Origin of the sequence: Bradyrhizobium sp. dw_411, from assembly GCF_018449695.1 — a bacterium.
Lineage (GTDB): Bacteria > Pseudomonadota > Alphaproteobacteria > Rhizobiales > Xanthobacteraceae > Bradyrhizobium.
Genome location: NZ_JAAVUY010000003.1, coordinates 238,737 through 258,191 on the forward strand (window position 1 = coordinate 238,737; position 19,455 = coordinate 258,191).

Here is a 19,455-nt window from a genome sequence, read left to right on the forward strand (position 1 = left end):
AAGCTGTCTCATGCTGCGATACGGAAATGCGATTAATGTGAAAATCAAATCGCTTGATACGAAAGTACGATGAAGCGAGGCCAGCCCGGCGGTTTTTTGGTTATTTGTTGCCGCATGACCGTGGTATTTACCTTGGATGGCGAGGTTTTCTTGATCGACAAGCTTGAACTGCTACTGGCGCTGGCCAAGGAACGCCATTTCGGGCGGGCCGCCGAAGCCTGTGGCGTTACCCAGCCGACGATGTCGACCAGCCTTAAGCAGCTAGAGGAAATCCTCGGAGTCATGCTGGTGCAACGTGGCTCCCGCTTTCAAGGTTTTACGCCGGAAGGAGAGCGCACGCTCGACTGGGCACGGCGCATTGTCGGCGATGCCCGCGCGATGCGGCAGGAGATCAATACGCTTAAGGAAGGCCTGTCCGGAGAGATCGCTATCGCGGCGATTCCGACCGCGCTCGGGATGGTTGAATCGCTCACCACTCCGTTTCGGGCTCGCCATCCGAATGTGCGTTTCCGCATCGTGTCCAGCACTTCGATCGCGGTGCTCGGCTTGCTGGAAAATCTGGAGGTCGATGCCGGCCTGACCTATCTGGAGAACGAGCCGCTCGGCAAAGTGCGCTCGATCCCGCTCTACAACGAAAGCTATCGGTTGCTGACCTCGCCGGACGGCATGTTCGGCGATCGCGATCAGGTGACGTGGAAGGAAGTCGGGCAGGTGCCGTTGTGCTTGCTGACATCGGACATGCAGAACCGCCGGATCATCGATCGCGCGCTTCGATCCGCGGGTGTTGAGGCGACGCCGACGCTGACGTCCAACTCGATCATCGTGCTTTATACCCACGTCAAGACAGGGCGTTGGGCCAGCGTGATGCCGTCACAACTTGCGCGGACGCTGGGCCTGTCGGACGCCGTCCGGACCATCCCTATTGTCGATCCGACAGTTACTTACAGCGTCGGATTGGTGGTCCCGCAGCGCGATCCGTTGACGCCGCTGATTGCAGCCCTTGCGCAAATCGCGCGGGAAGTGGCTCCAACGCTGGAGTCTTAATCGCGTGGCTTATGATGCCAGTGCGTTTTCCTGCAGCAGGCTGAAATCGATCTTGCCGGAAAGTGTCCGAGGCAGTGTGGTAACCTTGGCTTCGGGATTTCGCGCATCGCGGGGCAGGGAGACGCAGACCACGGTTCCGGTGCCGAGTTTCGAGCGCAGTCGCATCGATCCGCCGTGCAGATTGGTCAATGATCGTGCGATCGCCAGCCCAAGCCCGGAGCCGTGATAGGTTTTGGTGAGCTGGCTCTCGACCTGTTCGAACGGTCTGCCGAGCCGCCGCAACGAGTTCGGCGCAATCCCGATGCCGGTATCGGCGATCATCAGCACGATCGAATCCTTGAGCAATCGGCTGCGGACGACGATCTTGCCGCCGTCGGGCGTGAATTTGACCGCGTTGGAGAGCAGGTTGACGATGATCTGCTTGGTGGCGCGGCGATCGGCGACCACCGGAATGATCCGCTCGATATCCGCATCGAGCAGCAGGTTCTTGTCGTCGGCGCGCCCGGACACCACGCGCAGCGATTCCGCCAGCGTCTTCGACAGGTCGAGCGGCTCCATGTCGAGCTTCATGCGGCCGGCTTCGATCTTCGACATGTCGAGGATGTCGTTGATCACTTCGAGCAGATAGTGACCGCTGGTGAGGATGTCGTGACAATATTCCTGGTATTTTTCCGAGCCGAGCGTGCCGAACATCCCGCTCTCCATGATCTCGGAGAATCCAATGATGGCATTGAGGGGTGTGCGCAGCTCGTGGCTCATATTGGCGAGGAATTTGGATTTGGTCTGGTTGGCTTCCTCGGCCCGGGTTTTTTCTTCGGAATATTTTTCCGCGAGATCGGCGAGTTCGATGGCCTGCCGTTCGAGCGCGCTCTGCGAGCGTTTCAGGTCGATCACGGTGGCGCGCAGGCGCAGATCGTTGTCGACCAGCTTCTGTTCATGCTCCTTGATGCGGGTGATGTCGGTGCCGACCGAGACATAGCCGCCGTCCTTGGTGCGGCGTTCGCTGATATGAAGCCATTTGCCGTCATCGAGTTGCGCCTCGAAGGTACGCGCGCCCGGCGCCTGGGCGCCGGCTTCATGCAGCCGGGTGCGAACTTCCGGCATGCTGCCGACTTCGATCACGGTTTCATATGAGGTGCCGGGTGTCACGGCCGAATCCGGCAGCTTGTGCAGCCGCTGGAAGTGCGAGTTGCACAGCACCAGGCGATCTCCGGCGTCCCACAATACGAAGGCTTCCGGGATGGTCTCGATCGCATCGCGCAGCCGCAGGTCGGCTTCAACCGTCTTCTCGGCCAGGCTCTTCTGCTCGGTGATATCGACGGCGATGCCGATCAGGTGCAGGCCGGCATCGGCCGCGCCCTGGCTGAGTTCGCAGCGAACTCGCAGCCAGATCCAGTGGCCATCGGTGTGCTGCATGCGGAAGGTCTGGTCGATGTGATTGATCTTCGCGGAAATCAACTGATCGGCGATCTCGAACAAATCGATATCGTCCGATTTCACCAGCGCGTTGACTTCGCCGAACGTCAGCAGGTCGCTGCGGGTGTCGAGGCCGAGCATCGTGAACATCGATTGCGACCAGAAGATGCGTCCGCGCGACAGATCCCAATCCCATAATCCGCAGCGGCCGCGATTAAGCGCGGTATCGATACGGCCACGCACGGCGTCATTGATAAGATCGCCTTCGCGCGCCCGGGTCGATTGCCAGTGGAACGCAAAGCCCAGGATCAGCACGACAAAGCCGGTCGTGGCCGAGAGCGTCACCGAGAGGGCGGCGTCCGATCGCCAGAGTGTATCGAGTTTTTCCTGGATGATGATGACCTGGCCGGGCAGTGATTTGACGATATGCGCAACCGCAAGCGCGCCGCTGCCGCTTGGCAGGGTGATCTCGGTTACACTGGCGGGCTGTCCGGGAGCGCTCAGCGAATGCGCCGCGCTGACGGCATCGAGAATGCGGCTGGTGTCGCCAAGCGCATCCTCGATCGGAACGCGGGCGAGAATGCGCTGGTCGGCGCCGGTGATGATAACGTGCCGGCCGGCGGCGATGGCCCAGGATGGGATGAGGCTGGGCAACAGAAGTTGCAGGCGCTCGAACGTCGCCGCGCGATCCTGCCGGACCGAAGCGATGCGATCGATACGTTCGGCGAGCAGATCGGCAACGGCCGCGAGATCGCGCTTGATCGCGGCCTGCTTTTGCCGACTCTGGTCGACCACCTGCACGAAAGCGCCGAGGCAAATAGTAATCAGGAACGCGATGATCAGGGTAGGCACGGCCCGGCGGAGCGCAGGCTCCGCTATGAGCAGCCTATGATAGGCCGGTTTTGCGATCGATTGCGCCAATCCCTTGATCGAATCGGATTGGACGCACGCGTTCGCCGCGTGTGCACGCGCCATGCCTTTAGCCCCCTTGGAAAACTTGTATGCACCCCGTCCAGAAGAGCCCCAGCCGCTTCCGAATCAAGAGTGATTTGAATCCAGTTTTCGCAGGCTGTCGAGAGTCAACGATTCGTTAATGCAAATAAATCTTGTCCACGGAGAATCAGAACTCCGAAATGCCCGCGAAAATACCGTTGAAGTGAGTCCGAAACGAGAACGCGCGCGGTGAAGCGGATTCAGACTGCGCCCGGGGGCTCGGCGTGACTGATCACGCGCTTCACGGTCGGAAATGCGCGCCGCAATGCGCGCTCGATCTCATCGACGCTCTCGTGAACCTTGATCACGCTCATCGATGGCGCGGCGCGGCAATGGAAATTAACGATTTCGCCGGCGTCGGTGTCGCGCACCCGGACATTGTGGATGTCATGGATCGCGCCGTCGGCAGCAAAGCGCACCAGCGCCGTCCGTATGGTTTCGACACGGTCGGGCGCGGCATCGGTGCCGAGCGGCAATTCCGGTTCCAGCGGCTCGATATGGGTGTCGACTTCGACATCGTCGCCGAATTCCTCGCGGATGTTGCGCTCCAGCTCATGGGCGATGTCATGGGCGGCCAGCAGCGCCATCTCGCCATCGACTTCGAGGTCGATGCTGACGGTGAGCTTGCCGCCGAGATCGTGCACGGTGACATGATGGATGGCGAGACCGGAATTGCGGGCGATCACCATGATGCGTTCGCGTACACTCTCATTGTCGCGGGCGACCGGCACGGCCGTGAATGTCAGGTCGGCATCGTCGAGCGCCTTGGTGATCGCTTCCTGTGCCTTGCGCTTGATCTCGTCGACGCGGTCGATCGGGTAGGTGCGCGGCACCTGCACAATGGCGTCAATGAAGTGGGTTGAACCCACCATCCGTACCCGCAGCCGTTCGATGTCGACCACGCCAGGCACCGCCCTGATCACGGCATCGGCTTTTTCCGTTACGCCTTCCGGGGCACGATCGACCAGGGTCTCGACGGTGGAACGTGCCATCCGCATGCCCAGCGCCGCGATCATCACCGCCACGCCGATCGCAGCGGCGGCATCGCCCCAAGGATAGCCCAACCCTGAAAGAATTAGTCCGATGATAACGGCGACCGAGCCCAGCACGTCTGAAGCGAAATGCAGCGCGTCGGCGGCCAGGGCCTGGCTTTTGGTGTCGTGCGCGGCCCGGTGCAGCGCCCGGGCGCGCCAGAAATTCACGGCAATATCGACCAGCAGCACGATGAACGGAATCGCCGACAGGGCAGGCGGCGACGCACCTTCGCGCAGGCGGCTGTAGGATTCGACCAGAATGCCGCCGGCCAGCACATAGAGCATCGCGATGATGCCGAGCGCCGACACGCTCTCCAGCTTGCCGTGGCCGTAATGATGTTCCTCATCTGCCGGTTTGTCGGAAACCCGCACCACCAACCAGGTGATAATTGTCGCGACCACATCGACCGAGGAGTGCAGCGCTTCGGAGATCAGCGCGAGACTGCCGATGGCAATACCGACCACGAATTTGGCCGCGGCCATCCCGGCACTGGCAAAGATCGAGATGGCTGCGACACGGGATTTAACGGCGTTATCAGGATGACTCATGGGCGCGGTTTAGCAGCCCATCATGCAACATTAAAGACGCGCGTGAGGCGCAATCGCCACTCACTTGCAACAGTGATTGTTGCGAATTGTTCTGACTAAAAAGAAGCTGATTTTTTGAGATCTGCGGACGCTGCGCAAAGGCACAGCGTCACGCTGTCGATCTGGCTTGGCGGTATTGGCGATGTCTATCCCGGCTGCGGAGCTCTGTGTTCCGCGCCGGGATACCTCCAGCCTACAGCGTCACGACGATCTTGCCGAGATGCTTGTTGGCTTCCATGTGTTCGAACGCCTTGCCGATATCGTCGAATGCAAAAACCTTGTCGATCGGCATCTGCAGCTTGCGCGATTCCACCGCCGGCCAGATATCCTTGCGGACCTCGTCGAAAATCTCGCGGATTTCCTCGATCGAGCGGGTGCGGAAGGTGACGCCGATATAGCTGATCCGGCGCGCGGCATGCAGGTCGAAGTTGAAATCGGCATGGGTGCCGCCGAGCCTGCCGACATTGACGATGCGGCCCTTGACCTTGGTTGCCTTGAGATTTTGGTTCGCGACACTGCCGGAGACCTGATCGACGATCAGGTCGACGCCTTCGCCACCGGTCGCCTGCAACACCTGATCGACCCAGCCAGGATCGCTGGAGTCTACCGCCTGATCGGCGCCGAATTCCTTCAGCCTGCCGCGGCGCGTCGCATCGGTGGAAGAGCCCACCACAAGTTTTGCGCCCTTGAGCTTGGCGATTTGCATGGCCATCAGGCCGACGCCGGAACTGGCGCCTTGAATCATGACGGTCTGGCCGGGCTGTAACGCGCCGTTAGTCACGACCGCGTTGTGCATGGTCGAGATTGCAATGGGGAGTGTGCAGGCTTCCTCGAAATTCATGTTCGAGGGCGTGCGGAACAATCGGCCGTGATCGGCCAGAGTATATTCGGCAAAGGCAGCGCTGCCCGACCCCATTACCTTGTCGCCGATCTTGACACCCCTAGCGTCGGGACCGACCTCGGCGACTTCGCCCGCCCATTCCATCCCGAGCACGGTGCCGGCGCCGCCGGCGCTGCCATGGGCGTGCCCCTTGGTCATGCCGAGATCGGCGCGATTGAGACCGCAGGCATGCACGCGGATCAAAACCTGCGTGCCTTTTGGCGAGGGCTTGGCGATATCGGCGATTGCGGCGCCATTGGCGCTGTAGACATAGGCCTTCATGCGATCATTCTCGGTTGTCTGGGGGGAATAGCGGTCTGTTCGGCAGGATGCCGCCGCGACCGGTAAATGTCCACCGGGCGCGGCGCCGATCAGGGCGACAGGGTCATGCAAAAGCGGGCGCGTTCGCCTTTGCCGGCGGGCTGGCATCGCGCAATCCGGCGATCTGCGCGCGCTGAACGATCAAGGCCAGCACGGTGTCGAGCGCCGGGGTAGGGGTCTGCGTCAATCGGCCCATTTCCTGAACCACGGAGACCAGCGGGTCGATTTCCATCGGGCGCCCCCGTTCCAGATCCTGCAGCATCGAGGTCTTGTGCGCGCCGACCTTGCGCGCGCCTTCGATCCGCCGCTCGATATCGACCCGGAACCTGACGTCGAATTTTTCGGCGATGGTCTGGGTTTCCTGCATGATGGCTTTCGACAGCGCACGCGTTGCCGGATCGGAGCAGATCACATCGAGTGTGGCGTGGGTCAGTGCGCTGATCGGATTGAGGCAGACATTGCCCCAAAGCTTGAGCCAGATTTCGTCATGAATGCGCTCCAGCACCGGCGCCTGCATGCCGGCCTCCGTGAACAGCGCGGAAAGCCGCTCCACGTCGGGACTCTTCTCGCCCGAGGGTTCACCGATCGGGAAGCGGTTGCCATAGACATGGCGGATCACGCCGGGCGCTTCGATCTCGGTGGCGGGATAGACGATGCAGCCGATGGCGCGCTGCGGGCCCAGTTCGTGCCATTGCCGGCCGCCGGGGTCGATGCTCTCCAGCGTCGAGCCTTCGTAGCGGCCGCCATGCTTGTAGAAATACCAATAGGGAATGCCATTGACCGCCGTGACGATGCGGGTGTGCGGCCCGAGCAATGGCTGCATCGTTTCAATCACGCCGGTGATGGAATGGGCCTTCAGGCAGATGATGACGAAATCCTGATGCCCGAGTTCGGCGGGATTGTCGGTGCAACGCGGATGCACCACGCGCTCCTCGTCGTCGATCAGGAGTTTGAGCCCGTTGGCGCGCATGGCGGCGAGATGCGCACCCCGTGCGACCAGGCTGACATCGGCGCCTGCGCGCGCGAACTGTACCCCGAGATATCCGCCGATCGCGCCGGCGCCGTAGATGCAGATTTTCATGGCGTCCCTCAATGGTTGATCACTGAAAATGTCAGCCGTCCTCACGCGCGGGCTTTTGAGCGTCACTCAAAGCCCGCGTGATTGCGGTTGAAGCGGAGAGGGTGGTCAGGCGGGAACGGATCGTTCCGTCGCGGTCGCTTCGTCGTCGAACGCGGTTGAAATGTCGCGGATGCTGATGACGCCGATCAGGCTGTAATTGTCGATCACGGGCAAATGCCGGATGTGGTGCTTGTTCATGAGATGACGAACATGTTCCAGCGTGTCGGTCGCTGCACAGGAAACCAGTTGCCCCACTGAGATCAACTGCGAAATCTTCAGATTGACGCCGGCGGCGCCGTGCTCGGCGATAGCGCGCACCACGTCGCGTTCGGTGAACATGCCCGCCGCGGTGTTACCCTCGGTGCGAACGACATCCTTCACCACCAGCGCACTGATATTGCTGGCGCGCATCAATTGAGCGGCGATGGCCACGGTCTCATTCATTCGAACGGTCGCGACGCGGGCAGTCTTCTTGCGCAGGATGTCTTCGACTTTCATTGCCTCCTCCTTCATGTCAGCCGCAGGGAAATTTCTGTCGTCCAAGACTGGTATACATTATTCCAATTGTCAATTTAATATCACAAGTAATTTCCGACATAAAGCGGCAGTAATGCTGACGTTTTACGACTATGCACGTCCGCGTGCCTTGACTGAGTGGCAGCAAAAATCGTTTATTGGTATTTTGTATTCCAATGGAAGAGGGCAAAAAAAGAGGCGTACCGGGGCACGCCTCTTTCCTGGATTTTTGCTGACGAAGGTCAGGCGGCTCTGACGTCTCGCGCTCTGGCGTCCGACGTCGCTTCATTGCCGAGGATGAACGCGCGCCGCATCGGCTTGATGACGAACAAGGCCAGCAGCGCCGCGGTGGCGTTGAGCGCAACGGCGATCACGAACACGGCCTGCCAGCCGTAATGCGAGGCGACCAGGCTTGCCAGCGGCACCAGCAGCGAGGCGGTGCCTTTTGCCGTATACAACATGCCGTTGTTGGTGGTTGCGAATTTCGAGCCGAACGTGTCGCCGCTGGTCGCCGGAAACAGGCTGTAGATCTCGCCGAACACGCCGAAATAAACCGCGGTCGCCAGCACGAAGACGATCGGTATGTGACCGTATGCCGAGAGCGTCAGCAGCATGATGGCGGCGGTTCCGAACGCGATGAACATCGTGTGTTCGCGTCCGATCGTGTCGGAGACCCAGCCGAAAAACGGCCGGCCGAAGCCGTCGAAAATACGGTCGAGCGAAATCGCAAAGGTCAGCGCGGCCATCTGGAAGCCGGCGATGCTGACCGGTTCATTGTCGATCTTGAAGTCGTGAGCGATCGGCGCAATCTGCGCCGCCGTCATCAGGCCGCCAGCCGCGACCATCACGAACACCAGATACATCATCCAGAAGATCGGGCTGCGCAGGACCTGCGGCGGCGTGAAGTCGATTTTGGTCTGGGGAAGATTGAGCTGCTTCTTCTTCGGCGGCATTGCCTGTGACGGTTTGCGCAGGAGGAAGGCAAGCAGGCAGACGATGGCGCCTTGTCCGATGCCAAAGGTGAAGAACGCGCTCTGGTAGCCGCTCGCCGCAATCATGTTCGCGATCGGCACCACGGTAATAGCCGCGCCCGCGCCGAAGCCGGCGGCGGTAGCGCCGGCGGCCAGGCCGCGGCGGTCGGGAAACCATTTGAGGGCATTGCCAACGCAGGTGCCGTACACCGAACCGGCGCCGATCCCGGCGATGATCGCGGAGATATAGAGCAGCACCAGCGAGTCGGCGTAGGAATTCATGACCCAGGCGATGCTGATCATGATGCCGCCAAACATCACGACGACGCTCGGGCCATATTTATCGACAAACCATGCCTCGACCGGCACCAGCCAGGTTTCGGTCACTACGAAAAGCGTAAAGGCGAGCTGGATCGCGGCGCGGCCCCAGTGATATTTCGCGTCGATCGGATCGACGAACAGCGTCCAGCCATATTGCAGGTTGGCGATCATCGCCATGCAGACGATGCCCATCGCCAATTGCAGCCAGCGGAAGTGCTTGCCTTCCGCCATTGGGGTCGCCGTGGTTTGTGGTGTGGCGGTCATGGTCCCTCCCGTGGCACGCCCTCTGTTTTTATATGGGAGCGTTGCCGTCTGCGCATATTGGTATGTGATATGCCAGAGCGCAAGTCATATTATGGCTGGGGACCTTGCGCGTTCAATATGCCGCAGTCTAGGGCGCAGGATAGGTCTTGCGCGACAAAATGCAGGCAAAAAAAGACCCCAGAAAACCGGGGTCGAGGCTGGGAGGATTGGTCTAGGGCAGTGTCGGGCGGCCGGTTAGATAACGGTCGCAACGCTTGTCAGAGCCCGAAATAGGGAGTGTCGCCGTTGCGGATAGCGATGCGGGCGCTGGCCATCAACAGGCGGTCAATGGTCGCCATCAGGCGGCCGAACAAAGTGGGGGAAGGCACGAGGCCGAAGGCGGCGGTCTTGGACATATCGGTTCTCTTTGCGGGTCAGCAGATCAAGTGTTGTCCATAACTTAGGTATACCAGATGCCAACAGCAATGCATTTGTTTGCATGGCAGCATAACCAATACCGCAATGCAACATAATGGTTTCTTAAGCGACGCGCCCTCAAGCCAAAGCCTTAAAGCCAAGCCTTAAACAAAAAGGCCGCCGGAAACCGGCGGCCTTAGAACTTAAAAGCAGTCTGGAAACGTCGCTTATTCGGCGGCGACTTTGCGCGGCGGGTCGAGTGCGCCGGAATCATGGATCTCGGCCACCTGATGGTCGCTGAAGCCGAGAACCTGACGCAGGATTTCGTCGGTGTGCTCGCCGAGCAACGGGGAACGCTTCACCTCGGTCGGGCTGTCCGACAGCTTGATGGGATTGCCGACCGACAGATATTTGCCGCGCTCGGGATGATCGACTTCGACCACGGTGCCGGTCGCGCGCAGCGACTGGTCTTCCGCCAGTTCTTTCATCGACAGGATCGGACCGCAGGGAATGTCGTCCTTGTTGAGAATGTCCATCGCCTCGAACTTGGTCTTGGTCATGGTCCACTGTTCGATGCGCGCGAAGATCTGGTTCAGGCGCGACAGCCGGGCCGGAGGCTTGGCGTAATCCGGATGGGTCTTCCAGCCGGGTTCGCCGATGATATCGCAAATCTTCTCCCAGACCGGCGCCTGGGTGATGAAGTAGATGTAGGCGTTCGGATCGGTTTCCCAGCCCTTGCATTTGAGGATGCGGCCCGGTTGTCCGCCGCCGGAATCGTTGCCTGCGCGCGGCACGGCATCGCCAAACGGAATGCCTTCACCGAACTGGCTGTATTCCTTGAGCGGGCCATGGGCGAGGCGCTGCTGATCGCGCAGCTTGACGCGCGCAAGGTTCAAGACACCATCCTGCATCGCGGCGGTGACTTTTTGTCCCTGGCCCGTGACCGTGCGCTGATAGAGCGCGGTGACGATGCCGAGCGCCAGATGCAATCCGGTGCCGCTGTCGCCGATCTGCGCGCCGGTGACCAGCGGCAGGCCGTCGCGGAAACCGGTGGTGGACGCGGCGCCGCCGGTGCACTGCGCGACATTCTCATACACCTTGCAGTCCTCGTAGGGACCGGGGCCGAAGCCCTTGATCGACGCGACGATCATCTTCGGGTTGATGGCGTGAATCTTTTCCCAGGGGAATCCCATGCGGTCGAGCACGCCGGGACCGAAATTTTCCACCAGCACATCGCAGCTCTTGATCAGCGCGGTGAGAACTTCCTTGCCCTTTGGATTCTTGGTGTCGAGCGTGATCGAGCGCTTGTTGTGGTTGAGCATGGTGAAATACAGGCTGTCGACATTGGGGACATCCTGCAACTGGCCGCGCGTAATGTCGCCGACGCCGGGTCGCTCGACCTTGATCACGTCGGCGCCGAACCATGCCAGCAATTGCGTGCAGGTCGGGCCTGACTGGACGTGGGTGAAATCGAGAATGCGAACGCCCTTCAGCGCCTGGGTCATCGTGTTGCTCCGTATCGTGTCTGCTCCTGCATCAGCAGGAAGGAAATGAGGGCGAGGCCGTGACCCCGCCTGGACGTGACTATTTCTTCTTCAGCTTGCTTTGCGGATTGAGGTTGCCGATGCGGCCGCTCTCGCTGCCGGCTGCGGGATCGAGCACAGCGTTGATCAGCGTGGGCTTGCCGGAGTCCATCGCGGTGTTCACCGCGCGCTTCAGCTCGTCCGGTGTCGTGGCATTGACGCCGACGCCGCCGAAGGCTTCCATCATCTTGTCGTAGCGCGAGCCCTTGACGAATACGGTCGGCGCGACATCCGAACCGCCCGATGGATTGACGTCGGTGCCGCGATAGATGCCGTTATTGTTGAAGATGACGACGCAGACCGGCAGATTGTAACGGCAGATGGTTTCGACCTCCATCCCGGAGAAGCCAAAGGCGCTGTCGCCTTCGACCGCGAGCACGGGCTTGCCGGTCTCGATCGCGGCGGCGATGGCGAAGCCCATGCCGATGCCCATCACGCCCCAGGTGCCGACGTCGAGACGCTTGCGCGGCTGGTACATATCGATGATGCCGCGCGCGAGATCGAGCGTGTTGGCGCCTTCATTGACCAGAATCGCGTCCGGCCGCTCCTTGATGATGGTGCGCAGCGCACCGAGCGCGCCGTGATAATCCATCGGCGAGTTGTTGTTCATCAGCCGCGGCGCCATCTTTGCGATATTGTCGTCCTTCTTGGTCCGCACCGCATTGGTCCAGTCGGCCGGCGGCGCAGGCCACTTGCCGTCGATGCCTTCCAGCAGCGCTGAAACGCAGGAGCCGATATCGCCCACTACAGGCGCGACGATCTCGACGTTCGAATCCATTTCCTTGGGCTCGATGTCGATCTGGATAAACTTCTTCGGTGCGTCGCCCCAGGACTTGCCCTTGCCATGCGACAGCAGCCAGTTGAGGCGCGCGCCGATCAGCATCACGACGTCGGAATCTTTCAGCACCGTGGAACGCGCAGCACCCGCGCAGAGCGGATGCGTATCCGGCAGCAAGCCTTTGGCCATGCTCATCGGCAGGAACGGAATGCCGCTCTTCTCGACCAGCGCGCGGATTTCAGCGTCGGCCTGCGCATAGGCGGCGCCCTTGCCGAGGATGATCAGCGGACGCTTGGCGCTCTTGAGCACATCGAGCGCGCGCTTGACCGCGGCCGGGGCGGGGATCTGGGCAGGCGCTGCGTCGATCACCTTGACCAGCGACTTCTGACCGGCTTCCGCATCCATCAACTGGCCGAAAAGCTTCGCGGGCAGATCGAGGTAGACGCCGCCCGGACGTCCCGACACCGCGGCGCGGATCGCGCGGGCCAGACCGATGCCGATGTCGGCGGCATGCAGCACACGGAACGCCGCCTTGCAGAGCGGCTTGGCGATCGCGAGCTGATCCATTTCTTCGTAATCGCCCTGTTGCAGGTCGACGATCTCACGCTCGGACGAGCCTGAGATCAGGATCATCGGAAAGCAGTTGGTCGTGGCATTGGCGAGTGCGGTGAGGCCGTTGAGGAAGCCGGGCGCAGAAACCGTCAGGCAGACGCCGGGTTTCTTGGTGAGAAAGCCCGCGATCGCGGCGGCGTTGCCGGCGTTTTGCTCGTGCCGGAACGAGATGACGCGAATGCCCGCGGCCTGGGCCATGCGGCCGAAGTCGGTGATCGGAATGCCGGGCACGCCATAGATCGTGGTCAGGCCGTTGAGCTTGAGCGCATCGATGATGAGATTGAAGCCATCGGTCTGCTCGCGCTCGGCGTCAGCCTTGTTCACGTCAATGCTCTGTACTGCTGCGGACATTCCGCTTCTCCCTGATCTTCTCGATGCGGACGAGTTCGTCGTCTTCTCGGTTGGCGTCCCGCAAAGGACTGTTGTTGATTGTTGCGACTAAAAGAGTTCCTGGCCGTGCGCTTCCACATAGGCGGCGAGGCCGAGGGTGTGGTCGCGGGCGCGTTTTTCAGCAAGCTCGGTATCGCGCATTTCGAGCGCTTCGATCATCGCGATATGTTCGGGCAGCGACGTTGCGGTGCGGTCGACGCGTCCGATCGTCAGCTGCCGGTAGCCGCGCACATGCAACAGAATGTCGTTGGTCATATCGACCAGAACAGGCGATTCGCTGAGCGAGATCAGCGCCTGGTGAAAGGCGATGTTGGCTTTCGAGTATTCCTCGACGTGATCCTGCGGCAGGCGATCCTTGCCGAAATCCTTGAAGAAATCGCGCAGCGCGGAGATGTCCTTTTTGCGCGCAATGGTCGTGATCAAGCGCGCAGCCATGCTCTCAAGCGCGGCCCATGCGCGGATCATATCGACGATCTCGCTCTTGGTCCGGCGCACCACGACGATGCCGCGGCGTGGCACGGTTTTGACGAAGCCGTCCTGCTCCAGCATCGCGATCGCTTCGCGGATCGGGGTCCGGCTGACGCCGAGACGTTCGGACAACGCGCGCTCGTCGAGCATCACCGGCTCGGGCGTCGCGTAGATGTCCATCTTCAGGATGGCTTCCTTCAAGGCCTCGTAAGCCTTGTTCTTGAAACTCGTCTCCGGCACGATCCGGACGATTGCAATATCTGCCTCGGCCATGGTGGGCGGCGCCTTGGTTTGTTTCCGTTGGGGTAGGGCTGGTCTCCTCAGCGGGGGAGCCCTTATCAAAACAATAACTGAATTATTTTTGGCATACCAAATGCCAGCGTGTCAAGTTACCTATGATTTCAATACTTCGACACCTTGACAAGATCGTTTCTGGCATACCAAATGCCATCGTGAGCTAATCCGTCGGTGGCCGGAAAAGGGCCGCAGTGGACGCTAATCCGCGTCTGCCGTCACCGTGAACCAATCGAATGTGCGCTGGCAAGTGCGGTCCTGATGCCCGCATGTGCTGCCGGCGAACCAAAAATAGACCCTCAAGGAGGAACTGATGTCGAATTCCAAAGATGCGGTCCGCAAAATACTCGATGCGGTTAAAGCGGACAAACGCACCAGCCTGACAGCTCCGGAAGGCAAGCTGGTATGCGATGCCTATGGTATCCCCGTTCCCAAAGAGGGCGTTGCGAGATCAGCCGAGGAAGCCGCCAAGATCGCGAGCGCGATGGGCTTCCCGGTGGTCATGAAGATTGTTTCGCCTGATATCCTGCACAAGACCGAAGCCGGCGGTGTGGTGGTCGGCGTCAAGACCGCCGCCGATGTCGCGACCAACTACGCGACCATTCTGGCCAACGCCAAGAAGTACAAGGCCGACGCCAAGATCGAAGGCATCCAGATCCAGCAGATGCTGCTGGGCGGCACCGAAGTCATCATCGGCTCGATCACCGACGGATCGTTCGGCAAGCTGGTGGCTTTCGGCCTCGGCGGCGTGCTGGTGGAAGTGCTGAAAGATATCACCTTCCGCCTCGCGCCCGCGACCAAGGACGACGCTCTGTCGATGCTCGACGGCATCCAGGCCCATGACATGTTGAAGGGCGTGCGCGGCGGCGACGCCGCCAATCGCGACGCGCTGGCTGACATCATCGTGAAGGTGTCGCAGCTCGTCAGCGACTTCCAGGAAATCGTCGAACTCGATCTCAATCCGGTGTTCGCGACCAAGAAAGACGCGATCGCGGCCGACGTGCGTATCGTTGTCGACTTCGACTACAAGCCCCGTCCGGCGCCGCGCCCGACCGAGGAAATCGTCACCGCGATGAACCGCATCATGCAGCCCAAGGCGGTTGCCGTGATCGGCGCCTCGACCGAAGACGGCAAGATCGGCAACTCCGTGATGAAGAACCTCATCAACGGCGGCTACAAGGGCGACATCTATCCGATCCATCCGAAGGCTGCCGAGATCCTCGGCTACAAGGCCTACAAGAGCGTCAAGGACGTTCCCGGCGTGATCGACACCGCGGTGTTTGCGATCCCGGCAAAGTTCGTCGCGGGCGCGCTGATCGAATGCGGCGAGAAGAAAATTCCCGGTGCGGTCCTGATTCCCTCGGGCTTTGCCGAAGCCGGCGCGCCGGAATTGCAGGCCGAGATCGTCGAGATCGGCAAGAAATACAATGTCCGCCTGATGGGGCCGAACATCTACGGTTTCTATTATACGCCCGCCAATCTCTGCGCGACCTTCTGCACGGCCTATGACGTCAAGGGCTCGGCGGCATTGTCGTCGCAGTCCGGCGGTATCGGCATGGCCATCATCGGCTTCTCGCGCTCCGCCAAGATGGGCGTCTCCGCGATTGTCGGCCTCGGCAACAAGTCCGATATCGATGAGGACGATCTGCTGGCGTTCTTCGAGCAGGATCCGAATACGGCCATCATTGCGCAGCATTGCGAAGACTTGAAAGATGGCCGCGCGTTTGCCGAAGCCGCCAAGCGCGTCTCCAAGAAGAAGCCGGTGGTGGTGCTCAAGGCGGGCCGTACGTCCGCCGGCGCCAAGGCCGCGTCGTCGCATACCGGTGCGCTCGCCGGCAACGACAAGATCTATGAGGATGTGCTCAAGCAGTCCGGCGTGATCCGCGCCCGATCGCTGCGTCAATTGCTCGAATTCGCACGCGGCGTGCCAGTCTTGCCGACACCAAAAGGCGAGAACATCCTGATCATCACCGGTGCGGGCGGTTCCGGCGTGCTGCTGTCGGACTCGGTAGTCGACAACGACATGTCGCTGATGGCGATGCCGCCGGATCTCGACGCGGCATTCCGCAAGTTCATCCCGCCGTTCGGTGCGGCCGGCAACCCGGTCGATATCACCGGTGGCGAACCGCCGATCACCTATGTCAACACCGTCAAGCTCGGCCTGTCGGATGAGCGTATCCATGCGCTGATCCTCGGCTACTGGCACACGATCGTGACGCCGCCGATGGTGTTCGCGCGCAATATGGTTGAAGTGAAGAAGGAGATGGAGGCCAAGGGCTTCGTGAAACCGATCGTGGCCTCGCTTGCGGGCGACGTCGAGGTCGAGGAAGCCGCCGAATATCTCTACCAGAACGGTATCCCGTCCTATGCCTATTCGACCGAATTGCCGGTCGAAGTGCTGGGCGCCAAGTACAAGTGGGCGCGCGGCGCGGGCCTTCTGTAAAATCCCGATACCGGACGTCGCCCCAAGGGGCGGCGTCCATCGTTCTGACTAAGCGACACTTCAATAACCCAGCAGCGAACGCATCTTCACGTCCTCCGATAAAAGCAGGCCGCAATGAAGCGAAGCGTGATCCGGCGCAAAGTCGTCGAGCCGAGAGCTGTCACGGATGGTGAACCCGATGGCCGGGATGGCGGCGTACAATCCGTTGACCGCGCGCTGTCCATCATCGAGACCCTCGCCGAAGACGATGAGGGATATCGCCTGAGCGATCTCGCCGTTCGCACGGGCTTGTCGACTTCGACGGTCCATCGCCTGCTCGCAACTTTGGAAAAACGGCGCTTCGTCCAGTTCGATCGTGACGGATCGAAATGGCATGTCGGCGCCCAGAGTTTTTCGGTCGGCGCGACATTCGCCCGGCGCCGCAATTTCACGGCGCAGGCGATGCCCTATCTGCGCAAACTGCGCGACCAGACCCGTGAAACCGCGAATCTGGCCGTGGTCGACGATGAGGCGATCATCGTGCTGACGCGGATCGAAAGCCGCGAGATCATGCGCTCGCTGACAAAGGTCGGCGGCAGGGTTGCGATGGTGGCGTCCGGCGTCGGCAAAGCGGTGCTTGCCACCTATTCGGACGAGGACGTCAACGGCATCATCTGCCGGCAGGGCATGCCGCGCCTGACCGAGAAGTCGATCGTGCGGCCAAGCGAATTGTTCCGTGAACTCCAGATCATTCGCCGGCAGGGTTATGCCGTCGACGACGAGGAAGCGCGCATGGGGCTGCGCTGTGTCGCCGCGGTCGTCTACAGCGATTGCAGCGAACCCCTGGCGACGATTTCCGTGTCCGGGATGACCAGCCGGATCACCGACGAGCGGTTGCCCGTTCTCGGCTGTATCGTGCGCACGGTTGCGGCCGAACTGACGCTTGTGCTGGGTGGCGTGATGCCGCCTGCGCATCAAGACTGATTCAACCGACGGAACCTGGCAAAGCTCTGCTTCCTGCCCCAATTTGCTCCTGCCCAATGGGTAAGCAGGCCTGCCGTCATATTTGAGCTTGCTCCCGCCCGCGCGGAGAGCAAGCATCGGTACAAACCGATCGTCCCAGCAGCGAGAAGTCCCATGACCAGATTGACGCGTTTTGCGGTCGCGCCCTTGCACACGATGACCCGCCGTCTCGCCGATGTCGCATCGGGCCGCCTTGCGCCCGATCTTGTCGTCACCGGCGCACGGGTGCTTTCGACTTACTCCGAACGTATCCTTGGGGGTCGCGAGGTCTGGATCACAGGGGGGCGTGTCGCGGCGGTGAAACCGGCGGGGGCCGCGCGAAAAATCTGGAATAGTGTCCCGGTCTATGATGCCGCCGGTGGCATCGTAGCACCAGGTCTTGTCGATCCGCACATCCACATCGAATCCTCGATGGTGACGGCTTGCGCCTATGCGGAGGCCGCGCTGCTCAACGGCACCACCACGATCTTCTGCGACAGCCATGAGATTGGCAACGTGATGGATGTCGCCGGCGTCGAGGCGATGCTGGAAGATGCGCGCGAGGCGCCGCTTTCGATTTTCCTGACCGTGCCGTCCACGGTTCCTGCCACATCCGCAGCCATGGAAACCGCGGGTGGCGATCTCACGCCCGACAAGATCGCGGGGCTGTTCGACCGCTGGCCGGAGGCTGTCGCGCTTGGCGAGAAGATGGATTTTGTCCCCGTCACCATGGGAGACGAGCGCAGCCACGCTATTCTGGCCGCCGCACTCAAGCGCGGCCGCCCGGTGTCAGGTCATGTCTATGGCCGTGAGTTCGTCGCGGCCTATGCCGCAAGCGGTGTCACCGACACCCATGAGGCGATCGATCGCGATATCGCTGACGATCTGCTCGATGCCGGCGTCTGGGTGTTCCTGCGCGGCGGACCGCCGACTACGCCCTGGCACAGCCTGCCGCAGGCGATCCGCACCATCACCGAACTCGGTGCCTCCCATAAGCGCACGGCCGTGTGCACCGACGATCGCGATGCCGACGATCTCTTTCTGTTCGGTCTCGACTGGGTGGTGCGCGAGGCGGTGAAAGCGGGGATGTCGCCGGAGCAGGCGTGGTCGATGGGCTCGCTGCACGGCGCCACGCGCTTTGGCATGGACAATGATATCGGCGGGCTCGGCGGTGGCCGCCGCGCTGACCTTGTGCTGATGGACGACAATCTGAAGCCGCAATGCACCTGGTATGGCGGTGAACTCGTGGTCGAGCATGGCGAGATCACGCCGCGCCTCGATCAGGCGCTGTCGCAGCGTTACCAATACCCGAAGGCCGCCTACGCCACCGTGAAACTGCCGGCGCAAGTCAAGCTGACGCCCGCGATGCCAGCCCAAGCCTGCACCGTCAACGCGATCAAGACCGCGCTGCCCGGTATCACGCTGATCCATGAGAAAATCAAAATCGAGCCTGCCAAGGACTGGCTGACATTATTCGAACGCCATGATCTCTGCTTTGTGACGGTGGTTGAGCGTCACGGCAAGTCGAACGGCAATGTGGCCTACGGCCTCCTTAGTGCTTTCGGCCTCAAGCGCGGCGCGGTCGCCTCCAGCGTCGGACATGACAGCCATAACATCATCATCGCGGGAACCAACGAGGCGGACATGCAGGTCGCACTCGTCGCGATCAAAGAAAAGCAGGGCGGCGTTTGCGTCGTTGCCGACGGCAAGGTGAGGGCGCTGGTGCCGCTGCCGATTGCGGGGTTGCTCTCAGACAAGCGCATTACCGAAGTCGCCGAAGAAGTCAGGCAGCTCAAGATCGAATGGGTCGAGGCCGGGTGCACCATTCCCTATATGGGATTCAACCTGATCCCGCTGTCGGTGATCCCGGAAATCCGCATCACCGACAAGGGTCTCGTGTTGGTCCCGCAGATGGAACTGGCGCCGCTGTTCGAATAGCGCAGATACGAAGGCGCATCGTTTTCAACGGAATCCCGAGACAACCTATTGAGCGCGCCGCGTTTTCCGTAACCCTGCCGCATCGTGGGAAATAAATTCAAATC

14 protein-coding genes are annotated in these 19,455 nt (G+C 61.1%); 4 read left to right on the forward strand and 10 right to left on the reverse strand.

Going from position 1 to position 19,455, the window contains the following annotated elements:
• Positions 1–150: 150 nt before the first annotated feature.
• Positions 151–1,044 carry a LysR family transcriptional regulator gene (locus HB676_RS06130; RefSeq protein WP_213736806.1) on the forward strand — a complete coding sequence of 298 codons (894 nt, stop codon included), beginning with the start codon at positions 151–153 and terminating at the stop codon, positions 1,042–1,044.
• Between the two features lie 9 nt (positions 1,045–1,053).
• Here the strand turns inward: HB676_RS06130 and HB676_RS06135 are convergent, their stop codons facing one another.
• The 10 genes from HB676_RS06135 to HB676_RS06180 all read right to left on the reverse strand — a co-directional run bounded on the left by HB676_RS06135 (position 1,054) and on the right by HB676_RS06180 (position 13,968).
• Entirely contained in the window at positions 1,054–3,435 is a 2,382-nt protein-coding gene (locus HB676_RS06135) for a PAS domain-containing sensor histidine kinase (protein WP_213736807.1), read from the reverse strand.
• A gap of 218 nt (positions 3,436–3,653) precedes the next feature.
• Positions 3,654–5,036: a cation diffusion facilitator family transporter gene (locus HB676_RS06140; RefSeq protein WP_213736808.1), complete on the reverse strand. Its 1,383-nt coding sequence runs from the start codon at positions 5,034–5,036 to the stop codon at positions 3,654–3,656.
• Positions 5,037–5,268: 232 nt separating this feature from the next.
• On the reverse strand, positions 5,269–6,237 hold the full coding sequence (locus tag HB676_RS06145) for a zinc-binding dehydrogenase (protein WP_213736809.1): 969 nt from the start codon (positions 6,235–6,237) through the stop codon (positions 5,269–5,271).
• Positions 6,238–6,340: 103 nt separating this feature from the next.
• A complete protein-coding gene (locus HB676_RS06150; protein WP_213736810.1) occupies positions 6,341–7,357 on the reverse strand; it encodes a 2-dehydropantoate 2-reductase in 1,017 nt (338 codons plus the stop codon).
• A 105-nt stretch (positions 7,358–7,462) separates the two neighbouring features.
• Positions 7,463–7,894 (reverse strand): CBS domain-containing protein, encoded by a 432-nt coding sequence (locus HB676_RS06155; protein ID WP_213736811.1) that lies wholly within the window; start codon positions 7,892–7,894, stop codon positions 7,463–7,465.
• 260 nt (positions 7,895–8,154) lie between these two features.
• Positions 8,155–9,468 (reverse strand): oxalate/formate MFS antiporter, encoded by a 1,314-nt coding sequence (gene oxlT / locus HB676_RS06160; protein WP_213736812.1) that lies wholly within the window; start codon positions 9,466–9,468, stop codon positions 8,155–8,157.
• 257 nt (positions 9,469–9,725) lie between these two features.
• Positions 9,726–9,863 (reverse strand): hypothetical protein, encoded by a 138-nt coding sequence (locus HB676_RS06165; protein WP_213736813.1) that lies wholly within the window; start codon positions 9,861–9,863, stop codon positions 9,726–9,728.
• Positions 9,864–10,091: 228 nt separating this feature from the next.
• The gene (gene frc / locus HB676_RS06170) at positions 10,092–11,369 is read right to left on the reverse strand and encodes a formyl-CoA transferase (RefSeq protein WP_213736814.1); all 1,278 of its coding nucleotides are present in this window, start codon (positions 11,367–11,369) and stop codon (positions 10,092–10,094) included.
• A gap of 79 nt (positions 11,370–11,448) precedes the next feature.
• Positions 11,449–13,188: an oxalyl-CoA decarboxylase gene (gene oxc, locus HB676_RS06175; RefSeq protein ID WP_213736815.1), complete on the reverse strand. Its 1,740-nt coding sequence runs from the start codon at positions 13,186–13,188 to the stop codon at positions 11,449–11,451.
• A gap of 87 nt (positions 13,189–13,275) precedes the next feature.
• The gene (locus HB676_RS06180) at positions 13,276–13,968 is read right to left on the reverse strand and encodes a GntR family transcriptional regulator (RefSeq protein WP_213736816.1); all 693 of its coding nucleotides are present in this window, start codon (positions 13,966–13,968) and stop codon (positions 13,276–13,278) included.
• A gap of 334 nt (positions 13,969–14,302) precedes the next feature.
• Between HB676_RS06180 and HB676_RS06185 the strand changes: the two genes are divergently transcribed.
• The 3 genes from HB676_RS06185 (at position 14,303) to HB676_RS06195 (ending at position 19,351) form a co-directional block, all read left to right on the forward strand.
• Positions 14,303–16,432, forward strand: coding sequence for an acetate--CoA ligase family protein (locus HB676_RS06185; RefSeq protein ID WP_213736817.1), 2,130 nt, complete (start codon positions 14,303–14,305; stop codon positions 16,430–16,432).
• A gap of 114 nt (positions 16,433–16,546) precedes the next feature.
• Positions 16,547–17,395, forward strand: coding sequence for an IclR family transcriptional regulator C-terminal domain-containing protein (locus HB676_RS06190; RefSeq protein ID WP_213736818.1), 849 nt, complete (start codon positions 16,547–16,549; stop codon positions 17,393–17,395).
• A 153-nt stretch (positions 17,396–17,548) separates the two neighbouring features.
• A complete protein-coding gene (locus tag HB676_RS06195) occupies positions 17,549–19,351 on the forward strand; it encodes an adenine deaminase C-terminal domain-containing protein (protein ID WP_213736819.1) in 1,803 nt (600 codons plus the stop codon).
• The last annotated feature ends 104 nt before the right edge of the window (positions 19,352–19,455 follow it).

Coding starts and splice junctions, on each gene's coding strand:
- HB676_RS06185 (WP_213736817.1), top strand. CDS start 14,303: ATGTCGAATTCCAAAGATGCGGTCCGCAAAATACTCGATGCGGTTAAA.
- HB676_RS06145 (WP_213736809.1), bottom strand. CDS start 6,237: ATGAAGGCCTATGTCTACAGCGCCAATGGCGCCGCAATCGCCGATATC.
- HB676_RS06165 (WP_213736813.1), bottom strand. CDS start 9,863: ATGTCCAAGACCGCCGCCTTCGGCCTCGTGCCTTCCCCCACTTTGTTC.
- HB676_RS06150 (WP_213736810.1), bottom strand. CDS start 7,357: ATGAAAATCTGCATCTACGGCGCCGGCGCGATCGGCGGATATCTCGGG.
- HB676_RS06195 (WP_213736819.1), top strand. CDS start 17,549: ATGACCAGATTGACGCGTTTTGCGGTCGCGCCCTTGCACACGATGACC.
- oxlT (WP_213736812.1), bottom strand. CDS start 9,468: ATGACCGCCACACCACAAACCACGGCGACCCCAATGGCGGAAGGCAAG.
- HB676_RS06190 (WP_213736818.1), top strand. CDS start 16,547: ATGAAGCGAAGCGTGATCCGGCGCAAAGTCGTCGAGCCGAGAGCTGTC.
- HB676_RS06155 (WP_213736811.1), bottom strand. CDS start 7,894: ATGAAAGTCGAAGACATCCTGCGCAAGAAGACTGCCCGCGTCGCGACC.
- HB676_RS06140 (WP_213736808.1), bottom strand. CDS start 5,036: ATGAGTCATCCTGATAACGCCGTTAAATCCCGTGTCGCAGCCATCTCG.
- frc (WP_213736814.1), bottom strand. CDS start 11,369: ATGACCCAGGCGCTGAAGGGCGTTCGCATTCTCGATTTCACCCACGTC.
- HB676_RS06135 (WP_213736807.1), bottom strand. CDS start 3,435: ATGGCGCGTGCACACGCGGCGAACGCGTGCGTCCAATCCGATTCGATC.
- HB676_RS06180 (WP_213736816.1), bottom strand. CDS start 13,968: ATGGCCGAGGCAGATATTGCAATCGTCCGGATCGTGCCGGAGACGAGT.
- oxc (WP_213736815.1), bottom strand. CDS start 13,188: ATGTCCGCAGCAGTACAGAGCATTGACGTGAACAAGGCTGACGCCGAG.